Annotated in this window: 13 protein-coding genes; 4 read left to right on the forward strand and 9 right to left on the reverse strand. The window is 68.4% G+C overall.

Annotated features, from left to right (window positions below; all coding sequences use genetic code 11):
- Position 1: 1 nt before the first annotated feature.
- Together ybeY and BM417_RS27620 are read right to left on the reverse strand one after the other, a co-directional pair.
- Positions 2-547, reverse strand: coding sequence for an rRNA maturation RNase YbeY (gene ybeY / locus BM417_RS27615; RefSeq protein ID WP_030474423.1), 546 nt, complete (start codon positions 545-547; stop codon positions 2-4).
- 5 nt (positions 548-552) lie between these two features.
- A complete protein-coding gene (locus BM417_RS27620) occupies positions 553-1,602 on the reverse strand; it encodes a PhoH family protein (RefSeq protein ID WP_093600485.1) in 1,050 nt (349 codons plus the stop codon).
- A 144-nt stretch (positions 1,603-1,746) separates the two neighbouring features.
- Between BM417_RS27620 and BM417_RS27625 the strand changes: the two genes are divergently transcribed.
- Positions 1,747-2,496 (forward strand): GNAT family N-acetyltransferase, encoded by a 750-nt coding sequence (locus BM417_RS27625; protein WP_143138821.1) that lies wholly within the window; start codon positions 1,747-1,749, stop codon positions 2,494-2,496.
- Between the two features lie 15 nt (positions 2,497-2,511).
- The gene (locus BM417_RS27630; protein ID WP_177320623.1) at positions 2,512-3,309 is read left to right on the forward strand and encodes a GNAT family N-acetyltransferase; all 798 of its coding nucleotides are present in this window, start codon (positions 2,512-2,514) and stop codon (positions 3,307-3,309) included.
- On the opposite strand, the gene BM417_RS27635 is transcribed toward BM417_RS27630, so the two are convergent.
- From BM417_RS27635 to hrcA, 6 genes are all read right to left on the reverse strand, one after another.
- On the reverse strand, positions 3,306-3,623 hold the full coding sequence (locus BM417_RS27635) for a histidine triad nucleotide-binding protein (protein ID WP_093600493.1): 318 nt from the start codon (positions 3,621-3,623) through the stop codon (positions 3,306-3,308). The two genes, BM417_RS27630 and BM417_RS27635, sit on opposite strands and share 4 nt — an antisense overlap.
- 8 nt (positions 3,624-3,631) lie before the next feature.
- On the reverse strand, positions 3,632-4,222 hold the full coding sequence (locus BM417_RS27640; protein WP_093600496.1) for a TetR/AcrR family transcriptional regulator: 591 nt from the start codon (positions 4,220-4,222) through the stop codon (positions 3,632-3,634).
- Between the two features lie 9 nt (positions 4,223-4,231).
- Positions 4,232-4,888 (reverse strand): alpha/beta hydrolase, encoded by a 657-nt coding sequence (locus BM417_RS27645; RefSeq protein ID WP_093600499.1) that lies wholly within the window; start codon positions 4,886-4,888, stop codon positions 4,232-4,234.
- A 497-nt stretch (positions 4,889-5,385) separates the two neighbouring features.
- Positions 5,386-6,117 carry a 16S rRNA (uracil(1498)-N(3))-methyltransferase gene (locus BM417_RS27650; protein WP_093600502.1) on the reverse strand — a complete coding sequence of 244 codons (732 nt, stop codon included), beginning with the start codon at positions 6,115-6,117 and terminating at the stop codon, positions 5,386-5,388.
- Positions 6,114-7,262 (reverse strand): molecular chaperone DnaJ, encoded by a 1,149-nt coding sequence (gene dnaJ, locus BM417_RS27655; RefSeq protein WP_093600743.1) that lies wholly within the window; start codon positions 7,260-7,262, stop codon positions 6,114-6,116. Before dnaJ ends, BM417_RS27650 begins: the two co-directional genes overlap by 4 nt.
- Before the next feature lie 43 nt (positions 7,263-7,305).
- A complete protein-coding gene (gene hrcA / locus BM417_RS27660) occupies positions 7,306-8,328 on the reverse strand; it encodes a heat-inducible transcriptional repressor HrcA (RefSeq protein ID WP_093600505.1) in 1,023 nt (340 codons plus the stop codon).
- Between the two features lie 153 nt (positions 8,329-8,481).
- Between hrcA and BM417_RS27665 the strand changes: the two genes are divergently transcribed.
- Both BM417_RS27665 and BM417_RS27670 read left to right on the forward strand, forming a co-directional pair.
- Positions 8,482-10,971, forward strand: a complete 2,490-nt coding sequence (locus tag BM417_RS27665; RefSeq protein WP_093600508.1) for a GmrSD restriction endonuclease domain-containing protein — start codon at positions 8,482-8,484, stop codon at positions 10,969-10,971.
- Positions 10,972-10,980: 9 nt separating this feature from the next.
- Positions 10,981-11,175, forward strand: coding sequence for a hypothetical protein (locus BM417_RS27670; RefSeq protein ID WP_093600510.1), 195 nt, complete (start codon positions 10,981-10,983; stop codon positions 11,173-11,175).
- On the opposite strand, the gene hemW is transcribed toward BM417_RS27670, so the two are convergent.
- A complete protein-coding gene (gene hemW, locus BM417_RS27675) occupies positions 11,176-12,384 on the reverse strand; it encodes a radical SAM family heme chaperone HemW (protein ID WP_093600513.1) in 1,209 nt (402 codons plus the stop codon).
- Positions 12,385-12,529: the final 145 nt, after the last annotated feature.

Genomic DNA, 12,529 nt, shown 5'->3' on the forward strand with positions numbered 1-12,529 from the left:
GTCAGGCTTCTTCGTTCTTCTCGTCCAGGCCGACCGCGCCGAGCACCTTGTCGTCGGTGCTGCGCTGGTGAGCGGCCCGCTCGGCCTCGTCCCGCGCGGTGCGGAAGTCGCCGAGGATGCGGTTCTGCAACGTGAACATCTCACGTTCCTCGGCGGGCTCGGCGTGGTCGTAGCCGAGCAGGTGCAGCACACCGTGCACGGTCAGCAGGTGCAGCTCGTCCAGCAGGCCGTGGCCCGCCTTCTTGGCCTGGTCCTTGGCGAACGCGGGGCACAGCACGATGTCCCCGAGCAACGCCGGGCCGAGGCCGGCGGCGTCGGGGCGGCGCGCGGAGTCCAGCTCGTCCATGGGGAAGGCCATGACGTCCGTCGGACCCGGCAGGTCCATCCAGCGCTCGTGCAGGTCGGCCATGACGTCCAGCTCCACGAGCAGGACGGACAACTCGGCCAGCGGGCTCACGCCCATGCGGTCCAGCGCGAAGCGGGCGGCGGAGACGATGGACCCTTCGTCGACTCCGACACCCGACTCGTTGGCGATCTCGATGCTCACGGCGCCTATCGTCCCCGCCGCTGGTTCCCCCGGCGTGCACCGGGTCCGTGGTGTTGCCCGTTCTGGTCGACGAGGTCCTGCTGGACCTGCCACTTGTCGTACGCGTCGACGATGTCGCCGACCAGGCGGTGCCGCACCACGTCCTGGCTGGTCAGCGTCGAGAAGTGCACGTCCTCGACGCCTTCGAGGATGTCCCTGACGACCCGCAGGCCGCTGCGCTGGCCACCGGGGAGGTCGACCTGGGTGATGTCACCCGTGACGACCACCTTCGAGCCGAAGCCCAGGCGGGTGAGGAACATCTTCATCTGCTCGGGCGTCGTGTTCTGCGCCTCGTCCAGGATGATGAAAGCGTCGTTCAACGACCGACCGCGCATGAACGCCAGAGGCGCGACCTCGATCGTGCCGGCCTGCGTGAGGCGCGGGATCGACTCCGGGTCGACCATGTCGTGCAGCGCGTCGTAGAGCGGGCGCAGGTACGGGTCGATCTTCTCGTAGAGCGTGCCGGGCAGGTAGCCCAGGCGCTCGCCCGCCTCGACGGCCGGACGGGTGAGGATGATCCGGTTGACCTGCTTGGCCTGCAGCGCCTGCACGGCCTTGGCCATGGCGAGGTAGGTCTTGCCGGTGCCGGCGGGACCGATGCCGAACACGATGGTGTTCTTGTCGATCGCGTCGACGTAGTGCTTCTGGTTCAGCGTCTTCGGCCTGATCGTGCGGCCGCGGCGGCTCACGATGTCGAGGCTCAGGACCTCGGCGGGCGACTCGGCCTCGTTCGCGCTGAGCATCGCGATGATGCGGCGGACGGCGTTCTGGTCGATGGCCTGACCGCGGCCCGCGAGGGTGATCAGCTCGGAGAAGACGCGCTCGGCGAAGGCCACGTCGGCGGGGTCGCCGGACAAGGTGATCTCGTTCCCGCGCACGTGCACGTCGGCGTCGAGCAGTTCCTCCGCGAGCCGGAGGTTCTCGTCGCGCGACCCGAGCAGCGTGAGCACCGCACCTTCCGGCACGGCGAACCGGGACTGACCTTCCTTGTTGCTCTGCTGTGTTTCGTCGGCCACGTGGCCCCGGCCTGCTTCCTGTCGCTCGGATCTGGTGCCGTCGATGCTAGTCCGGCCGAAAATGAGTGGCTAGCGCATTGCTCACGGTGTGTGCTCAGGGGCGTGGAGATCCGCAGGCTTGGTGTCGACGACATACCCGAGTGCATGAAGCTGATCACGGACCGGGGTTGGAGCTGGACGCCCGCGCAGTGGGAGATGATGCTCGCCCTCGGTCCGGGGTTCGGTGCCTTCGACTCGTCCGAACTGCTCGGCACGGCGTTGACGACGCCGTATCCCGAGATGCAGGCGATCAGCGGCGTGCTGGTCGCGTCCTGGGCGGGCCGGAGAGGCATCGGCACCCGGCTGATGTCCAATATATTGGATATCAGCCCTTCGACCCTGTACGCGACGGCGATGGGCGAGCCGATGTACGAGAGGCTCGGCTTTCACCCCGTCGGGGCCACCACCGACTTCCACGGCGTGTTCACCGATGCCGCCCCCGGTGTGACGCGGCACGCCACTCCCGCCGACGCCGTGCTGCTCGCGGAGCTGGATCGCGAGGTCAGTGGCTACACCCGGCCCGTCCTCTGGGAACGACTGCTCGACCCGTCGACGCCGTACGAGGTCCGGATGTCGGACTCCGGTGTGATCGCCACCCGCCCGAATCCCGACGGGGTCACGATCGGTCCGCTGATCGCCCCTTCCGCCTCGGCCGCGTGCGAGATGATCGCGGACATGGCGTCCGGCGCCGGCCGGGTCCGCGTCGACACCGACAACGCCGATGTGAGCACTTTCCTGCTGGGACAAGGCTTTGAGCAACGCACGGGCGGTTGCAAGTTGATGGTGCACGGCGCCGCGGACGTACCGGGCGACCGCTCGCGGTACTTCGCTCCCGCCTCGCACGCACTCGGATAGCTGGGGGATTCTCTGGTGGAACTGCGACGACTCGAACTGGACGACCTCCCCGCGTGCTCCGACCTGGCCGAGAGCCGGTCGTGGCCGCGCGAGGAGACCAAGTGGGCGTTCCTGCTCACGCACGGCGAGGGCTGGGGGCTGTTCGACGAGCAAGGCCTCGTCGGCACGACGATCGTGACGCGCTATCCCGAGCTGGCGTCGATCAGCATGGTGCTGGTCGCGGAACGCGCCGCGCGCCAGGGCCACGCCCGCCGGCTGGTATCCCATGTATTGGATACGGGTGTGTCGACGTTGTTCGCCACGTCGATGGGCCGCCCGCTCTACGAACAGCTCGGCTTCCACGCCGTGGGCTTCACCGACATCCACGCAGGCCCGTTCAGCGTTGACCAAAGCAGGGGCCAGGCAGCCGATATATCGCATATCGCCACGGCCGCCGACCTCGACGACCTCGTCGCGCTCGACACCAAGGTCACCGGTCTCACCCGGCCGTTCCTGTGGGAGTCGTTGCTCGCCAGGGGATCCGTCAGGGTCTCCGACCACGGCATCGCCGGGTCGTTGCGCGTGAGCGACGACCTGCTCCTGATCGGCCCGGTCATCGCGGACTCCCCCGCCGACGCGTGCGCGCTCATCGCCGACTCGGCGGTCGGCAACGGCCGTGTGCGCGTGGACGTGCACGACCCGGAAGTGATCGCGTTCGTACGGGAACACGGCCTGGAGTCGTGGGGTGAGGCCACCTGGATGGTCCGGGGCGCCGAGAAGCTGCCCGGCGACCGCACCCGCTACCACGCGCCGCTGCTCCAGGCTCTCGGCTAGAGCCGCTGGCCGCCGAGCACGTGCAGATGGGCGTGGAAGACCTCCTGCCCGCTGTCCGGCCCGGTGTTGAACAGCAGGCGATATCCGGACTCGGCCACGCCCTCGGCTTCGGCGACCTCTTTCGCGGCGGCGAAGAGGTCGCCGAGCTGGTCGCCGTTCAGGTCGACGGCGTTCGGCACGTGCTCGCGCGGAACGAGCAGCACGTGCACGGGCGCCTTGGGCTGGATGTCGCGGAACGCGAGCGTCGTCTTGGTCTCGTGCACGATCGTCGCGGGAATCTCACCGGCGACGATCCGGCAGAACAAACAGGACATGCCCCAAGCTAGACGAACAGCCGGTCCAGCTGCTCGTCGACGGCCTCGACCATGTCGTCGACCGTGAGCTCGTCGGGCCCGAGCCCGTGGTGGATGTTGAGCCCGTCGATCAGCACGATGAACCGCCGCGCGGCCTTCATCGGCACGACGCCCTCCCGCAGTTCACCGGCTTCCTGCGAGGCAACGAGAACGCGCGCGATCTCGCCGTACAACTCGCGCGTGCCGAGGCGTTCCAGCTCGTGCAACGACGGCTCCACCATCGCCCGCGGCAGGAACGACAGCAGCACCGCCGCCTCGACCCGGCGATCGTCGTCCATCGCCAGCATCTCGTGCGCGAAGGACCGCAGCACCTCCCGGTTCCCGGCCGAGGTGTCGATCTTTTCCAGCCGCGCGATGAACCGCCGGTACGCGAGCTCCATCGCGAACCCCAGCAACGCGTCCTGCGTCGGGAAGTAGTGGCGCAAGGACCCGCTCGACCACCCGGACTCGGCCGCGACGGCGCGCACGGAGGCGTGGTCTATCCCGTCCCGCTGCACGATGCGCCACACGGCCTCAGCGAGTTCGCGGCGGCGTTCGTCATGGTCGACAACCTTCGGCACCGGCCCTTTTTAGCAGTCGCGCGCAAGCCGGCCGACAGCCGCGCGGCACCTCTCCCACGCCTCGGTGCCCGGCGTGATCATGTCCATGTGCCCGGCCCCTTCCACCACGACGAGCTCCGCCTGCGGCTCCACCGCGCAGAACTCGACGGACTGCTCGACCGGAACGTCCTCGTCCCGATCACCGTGCACGCACACGACCGGCTTGCCGATGGGAACCAACGCGGCGGGCGAGGCCTCCGCGAACTGCTCCTCGGTGCACAGCTCCAACGCCCGCGGCGTGATGTGCTTCGTGAAGTCCAGCACCGCCGCCTGGGCCACCGCTCCGACCACTCGCGCGCTGTGCTTGGCCGCCCACACAGCGAGATGCCCTCCAGCGCTGTGTCCGAGCGTCACGACGGGCCCGATGTCGACGGCGTCAATGGCCGCGAGCACGTCCTCACCGGTCTGCGGCCACCCACCGCCACCGCCGACTCGCCGGTACTCGACGTTCCACACGGCAAATCCGTCACTCACGAGCACGTCCGCAAGCGGCCGCCCAAGCTCCAACCCATACCGCTGATGCCAAAAACCACCGTGAATGACGACAACAGCACCCAGAGCAACACCGTCAGGAAGGTAAAGCTCGCCAAACTGACTGGGGTGGTCACCGTAAGCAATTCGCTGCACACGCAGAACTTACGCGAACGCCAATAAATAACGAGGAAGACACAACAACCGACAGCGACCGCCGCCTCAAACGCCGGACTTGATACGCCGAACAAGCCGCCGCGCCCCTACACCTGATGGGCCACCCGATGCCGAAGGCGAGGTGGCCGGGGGTCCGGGGGCTTGCCCCCGGCGTGGGGCTTGGGGGCTCGGCCCCCAAAAGATACGCAAACTTCGCTGGGAGGCGAGGCGCCGCAGGCGCCGAGCAGCCAATGCGAAAGAAGTTTGGAGGCGCCTCGCGGTCCGAAGCCTGGGGGTCGCTTCGCCGCGAGGCGCCGACGCCGGACCGAGGGGGGAGGTGTCCGGCGAGTCTTTTGGTCAGAAGGTCTAATCGTCTACTCCGTTTCCGGATAGACCAATCAGCCCCTCTACGAACTAGGGTAACCCCAGTTGCCTGGGATTCGCTACAACTTCCGTCAAGCCAATCCATCCGATGTTCATCTCAGGAGTGATCGGGGTCACCAGCGTGCTGTACGTACCCCAATGGCACCAAGAGCAACCGCCGCAGCGGTAGATGCACGCAGAACAGTTGGGCCCAATCGGACGATCCGCGCACCCGAAGATCGCAGAGCGTCGAGCTCCTCGGGCGTGATTCCGCCTTCGGGACCCACGACGAGCAGCACGTCCCCGGAGTCGGGCAACGGGACGTCGGCGAGCCGTTCGGTCGCGCTCTCGTGCAACACGAGCGTCAACGCGGACGACGACACGCGATGAGAAAGCTGAGTCGTGCTCACGGGTTCGTCGACCACCGGCACGCGCGAACGGCGGGCCTGCTTCGCCGCCTCGCGGACGGTGGATCGCCAGCGCCCCAACGCTTTCGCGCCGCGCGGCCCGTCCTCCCACTTGGTGATGCACCGGGCGGCACGCCACGGCACCACACCGTCCACTCCGGCCTCGGTGGCGAGCTCGACCGCGAGTTCGCCGCGGTCGCCCTTCACCAGCGCCTGGGCGAGCACCACGCGCGGCGCCGGTTCAGGCTCCACCCAGCGCTCGACCACGCGCAACGCCAACGCGTCCTTCTCCACGGCCGTCACGGAACAGCGCACCTGGGCGCCGGATCCGTCGGACAGCACGAGTTCCTCGCCCACGCGCAGACGCTTCACGGTCGCGGCGTGGCGGCCTTCCGGTCCGTCCAGCACGAGCTCCTCGCCGGAGGGCAAAGCCTCGACGAGGAAGACCGGCAGCGTCACCGGTGGCCGCGCGAGGCACGCAGGCGGGAGAACAGTCCGCCGCCGCCCTTGCCGTTGTGGGACAGGGAGGGCTCGTTCTCGCCGCGCATCTCGGCGAGGTCGCGCAGCAACGCGGACTGGGCGGCGTCGAGCTTGGTCGGCACGAGGACCTCGAGGTGCACGTGCAGGTCGCCGCGGCCGTCGACACGGCCGGTGGAACGCAGCTTCGGCATGCCGCGGCCCGTCATGACGAGCTGCGTGTTCGGCTGCGTGCCGGGGTCGATCTGGAGCTCTTCCTCGCCGTCCAGGGTCTTCAACGGCAACGTGGCGCCCAGGGCGGCCGTCGTCATCGGGATCTGGACGATGCAGTGCAGGTCGGCGCCATCGCGTTCGAAGATCTCGTGCGGGTGCTCCTCGACCTCGACGTAGAGGTCGCCGGCCGGGCCACCGCCGGGGCCGACCTCGCCCTGGCCCGCGAGGCGCACGCGCATGCCCTCGGCGACACCGGCGGGGATGTTCACGGAGATCGTGCGGCGCGAACGCGTGCGGCCGTCACCGGCGCACTGCTGGCACGGGTCGGGGATGACCTCGCCGTAGCCGCGGCACACCGGGCACGGGCGCGACGTCACGACCTGGCCGAGGAACGAGCGCTGCACCGACTGGACCTCGCCGCGGCCGTGGCAGGTGTCGCACTGGACCGGCTTGGAGTTGTTCTGGGTGCCCGCGCCGTGGCAGCGGTCGCACAGGATCGCCGTGTCGACGGTCAGCTCACGGGTGGCGCCCGCCGCGCACTCCTCCAGCGTCATGTCGAGCCGGATGAGCGCGTCGGAACCGGGCTGCACGCGGCTACGAGGACCACGGCCACCGCCGGTCGAGGCGCCGAAGAAGGCGTCCATGATGTCGCCGAGGCCGAAGCCGGAGAACGGGTCTCCGCCTGGGCGGCCACCGCCGCCCGAGTCGAGCGGGTCGCCTCCCAGGTCGACGACGCGGCGCTTCTCGGGGTTCGACAACACCTCGTAGGCGGCCGTCACCTCCTTGAAGCGAGCCTCCTCGTTGGGATTGACGTCCGGGTGCAGCTGCCTGGCGAGCTTGCGATAGGCGCGCTTGATCTCATCCTGCGTCGCGTCCTGCGAGACACCGAGGATGCCGTAGTAATCCCTGGCCACCTTGTTCGCTTTCATGTTCATCAACTACTGCAAGTACGTGTGGTCAACGACCGGTCAGGATCTCACCGACGTAGTTGGCGACCGCGCGGACGGCCGCCATGGTTCCGGGGTAGTCCATGCGCGTCGGTCCGACGACACCCAGGCCCCCGAGCGGATTGTCACGGCTGCCGTAGCCGATGGACACCACGGAAGTGCTGCGCATCTCAGCGGCCTCGTTCTCCTCGCCGATGCGCACCAGCACGCGACCGGGGTCGCGGGAGGCGGCGAGCAGCTTGAGCACGACGACCTGCTCCTCCAACGCCTCCAGCACCTGCCGGAGCGAGCCCGGGAAGTCGGTGATGTTGCGCGTGAGGTTCGCGGTACCGCCGAGCACGAGCCGTTCCTCGGGGTGCTCCACCAGCGTCTCGATGAGCACAGTAGCGACTCGCAGCATCGGGTCGCGCAGGTTCGGCGGAACCTCGTCCGGAAGCTCGGCGACCTTGGCCGACGCTTCCGCGAGTCGCTGCCCCGCCATCGCCTGGTTCAGCACGCCGCGCAACTGCGCCGTGTGCTCCTCGCTGATCACGTCCCCGAGCTCGACGATCCGCTGGTCGACGCGGCCGGTGTCGGTGATGAGCACCAGCATCAGCCGCGACGGCGTGATCGGCAGCACCTCCAGATGACGCACGGCCGCACGCGACAGCGTCGGCACCTGGATCACCGCCACCTGCCGGGTCAGCTGCGCGAGCAACCGCACGCTGCGGCGCATCACGTCGTCGAGGTCGATCGCACCGTCCAGGAAACTGCGGATGGCCCGCTTCTCGGCCTGCGAGAGCGGCTTGATCTCGCTCAGCTTGTCGACGAAGAGCCGGTAGCCCTTGTCCGTCGGCACGCGCCCGGCGCTGGTGTGCGGCTGGGCGATGTACCCGTCGTCCTCCAACGCGGCCATGTCGTTGCGCACGGTCGCGCTCGACACACCCAGGTTGTGCCGCTCGACCAGGGCTTTCGACCCGACGGGCTCCTGGTTGGACACGTAGTCGGCGACGATGGCGCGCAACACCTCGAACCGACGCTCATCGGCGTTCATCGCTGTTCACCTCCGTGTCCACTACTCCCGAGTTTACCCAGCCGGATTCGGGCCTGGTGCGCGCTCTGAACCTGGGTACGGCCCGCTGGGGCCGTTCGAGTGATAAGGAACCGAAAGAACCCGCGCACGGCCCCTCGCGAATAGCGTGCGCGAGTGGTCACCGCGAACGAAACGACGCTTCAGCATCTGCTGGAAGGCTCGAAGCAGTACCGGGTTCCGCTGTACCAGCGGACGTACTCCTGGGAGACGAAGCAGCTCTCTCAGCTCTGGAACGACGTCGTCGGGCTGGCCGAGGACCGCGTCACCCAGGACTCGACCACCCACTTCATCGGATCGGTGGTTCTCGCGCCCAGCCCGGGCAACGGCCCGACGGGCGTGCCTCAGTACCTGGTCGTCGACGGACAGCAACGGCTCACCACTCTCACGTTGCTGCTGTGCGCGATCCGCGACCACCGCGCTACGCACGAGGACCCGATCCACCGCGGCCGTATGAACGACCTGTACCTGACGAACCCGTACAAGCCGGAAGCGCAGCGGCTCAAGGTCATGCCGACGCAGACCGACCGCGAGGCCTACCAGGCGTGCGTCGACTCGACACCGCACGCCGGCGGCAGGGATCCGATCGGCGCCGCCTACCGCTTCTTCGCGGCCAAGCTCGTGGAACTGGACGACCCCGACGACCCGCTCGACGTCGAACGGCTCGAGAACGCGGTCATCAGCGGACTGGCTCTCGTGTCGATCACCACGCACCCCGGCGACAACGCCCACCGCATCTTCGAGTCGCTGAACAACACCGGTGCGGCGCTCACACAGGCCGATCTGCTGCGCAACTACCTGTTCATGCGCCTGCCGACCCGCGGCGAGCAGGTCTACCGATCGCTCTGGCTCCCTCTGCAGGACCAGCTGGAGAAACCCAAGAACCTCGAACTGCTCTTCTGGCTCGACCTCGTCCAGCGCGACGCACGGATCAAGCAGACCGACACCTACGCGGAACAGCAGGCCCGGCTCGACCGCCTGGACGGCGAGGAGGCCATCGAGGCGGAGGTGGCGAGGCTCTGCGGCCTGGGCACCTTGCTCCACACGATCCTGCACCCGGAGACCGAGGCCGACAGGGCCGTGCGCACCAGGCTCCAACGACTGAAGGACTGGGGCACCACAACGGTTTATCCGCTGCTGCTCCACCTGCTCGACCGGCGGCGGCAAGGCGGCTCCACCTCCGAAGAGATCGCGTCGGCGATGCTGTACGTCGAGAGCTTCTTCGTCAGACGCCAGCTCATCGGCCGTGCGACCGCCAACATCAACCGGATCCTGCTCTCGGTCGTGACCGAGATGGACCGCGCGCAACCCGTCGACCAGGCAGTGCACGCCTACCTCTCGACCGGCCGCAAGCACTACGCCGATGACGACGAGATCCGCGCCCTCGTCCGCACGGTCCCGTACTACCTGAACGGAAGAGCGAACCAGCGAACGTCGATCCTGCGCTGGCTGGAAGCGGAACACGGCAGCAAGGAACCCGTCGACCTCTCCTCGCTGACCATCGAACACGTCCTGCCGCAGACCTCCACCGACGAGTGGGAACAGGCAGTCAGCGAGGCCCTGGAGCCGGGCGAGACCTACGAGCAGGTGCACAGCTCACTGGTGCACACGCTCGGCAACCTGACCCTGACCGGCTACAACTCGGAGCTGAGCAACAGCCCGTTCGACGTGAAGAGAGCCAAGCTCGCCAAGAGCGGCCTCGTGATGAACCAGCACATCGCCGAGCAGTCCGGGTGGGGCCGGCCGCAGATCCTCGCCAGGGCCGACGCGCTGGCCGAGCGCGTCATCGCCGCGTGGCCCGGTCCGCTGGCGGGCACAACACCCGTCACGAGTGCGGCGTGGAATCTGATGAACACGGTGCTGGCGGCGTTGCCGGCGGGATCGTGGACGACCTGTGGCGACATCGCGTCGATCATCGGCAGGGACTCCCCTGCTGTCGTCACCCGGCTTGCCACCACGACGACGCCCCACGCGCACCGCGTGCTCCCAGCAGGTGGCCTGGTGCCGCCCGACGCCCGCGACCTGCTGCGTTCAGAAGGGGTGGAGATCGACGAGCACGGGCAGGCGTCCGCCGAGCAGCGCATCTGGTTCGAGGAACTCGCCGAGCTGATCGGCCTGGACGTGGAGCCCGCAGCCGAGCCGTCCACCGAGGCACTGCCCGACCGGTTTCTTCTTCAGCTGAACGAGAAACACGGCGACGAGGTCACGATGGCGCTCACGGAGCTCATCGAGGTCTGGGACGAACTCGGCGGCGACATCGGGTTCGGCGCTGGTCGCGAGACGTCGTGCTTCCTCTTCGCTCGCCAGAAGGACGACGAGGGCGGCAACATCTGGCCGCTCGCGATCTATCCGAGCGGCAGGGTGGAAGTGGTGTTCAAGCACCTCATGATCCGGCCGCCGTTCGACCAGGCAGCGCTGCGCGAGGAGCTCCGGCAACGGCTGAACGAGGCCCCCGGCGTGGACATCGCGGCGGACCGGATCGAGCTGCGGCCGAGCTTTCCCGTCGAGGTGCTCCTCGATCCCGCGGCGCGTGCCGTTGTCCGGGAGACGTTGAAGTGGTTCTACGAGCAGGCTCGCTCGACCGTTTCTGTCGGTGGCGGTCGCTAGGGTCCAAACGTGGACAACGTGGTGTGGCTGCGGCCACCCGGCAAACCATGCCTGGTGCTCAGCGACGACGAGTGGTGGAGGGGCTCAGTTGTCTGGGAAGAGGCCCGCAGGGAGGACGGGCTCTGGTGGGGCACGGTGACGTACGACAAGAACGGTCGCACGGTCACCGAGGTGCGCAGTCAGCACGACCTGCGCGCCCGCTGATCACGGCAGCAATCGCCTGACCACGGCGTCGGCCAGCAGCCGTCCCCGGTCGGTCAGCACGCAGCGATCGTCGTACGGCTCCAGCAGCCCGTCGGCGATCGCCTGCCTGGCCTCTTCCCGACCGGCCTCGTCCAGCACGTCGACGGGCAGCCCTTCGGCCAAGCGAAGTTCCAGCAACACCCGCTCGACTCGCTGATCCTCGGCCGACAACAGCTCGCGACCGGCCGCCGGCGACTTGCCCTCGGCCAGCAGGGACGAGTAGCGGGCCGGGTGCTTCACGTTCCAGAAGCGCACTCCCCCGACGTGGCTGTGCGCGCCGGGCCCGAAGCCCCACCAGTCCGCGCCCTTCCAGTACAGGACGTTGTGCCGGCACTGGGCCTCGACGGAGGTCGCCCAGTTCGACACCTCGTACCAGGAGAAGCCCGCGCCGGACAGCACCGAGTCGACCATCTCGTAGGACGAGGCCAGCACGTCGTCGTCGGGCATGGGCAGGTCGCCGCGGCGAATCCGGCGGGCGAGACCCGTGCCGTCCTCTACGATCAACGCGTAGGCGGACACGTGGTCGACGCCCGCGGCCAGCACGGCGTCCAGCGACGAAGCCAGGTCGGAGGGCCGCTCCCCCGGCGTGCCGTAGATCAGGTCCAGGTTCACGTGCTCGAAGCCGGCTTTCCGGGCCTCCAGCGCCGCTTCCCCCGGACGGCCGGGGGTGTGCTTGCGGTCCAGCACGGCCAGAACGTGCCGGGCCGCGGACTGCATGCCCAAGGACACGCGCGTGTAGCCGGCGGCACGGATGCCCTCGAAGAACGGAACGGACGTCGACTCGGGGTTCGACTCCGTCGTCACCTCGGCGCCGGGAGCCAGGCCGAACGACTGACGCACGGCGTCCAGCACCTCGCCGAGGCCCGAGGCGCCCAGCAAAGATGGCGTACCGCCGCCGACGAACACGGTTTCGGCCAACGGAGCGGTGCCCAGAACGGACGCGGCCAGGTCCAGTTCGCGACGCAGGCCCTCCAGCCACGACTCGGGCGAGGCGGAGGAACCCAGCTCACCGGGCGTGTAGGTGTTGAAGTCGCAGTAGCCGCAGCGGGTCGCGCAGAACGGCACGTGCACGTAGATGCCGAACGGGCGCGAACCGACACCGGCGAGAGCGGAAGAGGGAAGCGAACCGTCGGCGGGCGCGGGCTCGCCTTCGGGCAGAGCGGAGGGCATGACTCCCAGTGTCCCCTACACGGCCCGAATGGCGGTGTTCGACCAGGGAAAGTATCTGTCGGTGACAGAAGTATTACGGAGTGAAACCAGCCGAGGATGTCAACTTCCCCTCGTCAATCCCAGCATTCGGTTGCTGGTGGACCAG

Origin of the sequence: Lentzea waywayandensis (assembly GCF_900115955.1) — a bacterium.
Classification (GTDB): Bacteria; Actinomycetota; Actinomycetes; order Mycobacteriales; family Pseudonocardiaceae; genus Lentzea; species Lentzea waywayandensis.